Source organism: Bartonella sp. AP150HLJHH (assembly GCF_042196385.1).
Lineage (GTDB): Bacteria > Pseudomonadota > Alphaproteobacteria > Rhizobiales > Rhizobiaceae > Bartonella.
The window spans coordinates 1-502 of sequence record NZ_JBHIQC010000157.1 but is presented as its reverse complement, the minus strand read 5'-3'; the positions used below and the strand labels follow the sequence as shown (position 1 = coordinate 502).

The following is a 502-nucleotide window of genomic DNA, read 5'->3' as shown; positions in this document are numbered from 1 at the left end:
AGCTGGACTGCTCATCAAGATGAGGCTTTAGCCTTTCGAGTGCTGGCGGCACGCTACACACAAACAGAAAAAACCATTGATCTTGGCACTTTTGATCTTGTGGACTGCTCTGATTTACAAATACGCGCAGCCATTGAATTGCCTTCAAGCGATTGTTCTGTCATCTTTGAAATTGAACGAAACAATGGCACAATTTATCAACTGCTACCCTTTCAATTGCTCAGCCTTACTGAATATATCAATGAAAAGGTAAAGCTTCGCGCTATTCTCAAAGGAACAGAGAAACTCTCACCCGTCTTGTTTGCTCCTGTTCAATTGATTGCGGGGAAGATTCATAAAACAGCCACTTATGTCACCCGTGCTTTTGCCTTTGGGGAAAAGGCAAGGTTGACCAGCTATATCAAAACCTTTTTACCGAGCGGTGCAACCTTTACACTCGAGATGCAACTGGATGATGGTGCTTTTGTTCCTTTGAAACTCGACGAAACAGAACAGTTATCCG

General features: G+C 43.4%; 1 pseudogene. It reads left to right on the top strand.

The features are described from left to right. Positions 1 to 502 (top strand): annotated as a pseudogene (locus ACFING_RS10185) (DUF4815 domain-containing protein); the annotation flags it as partial.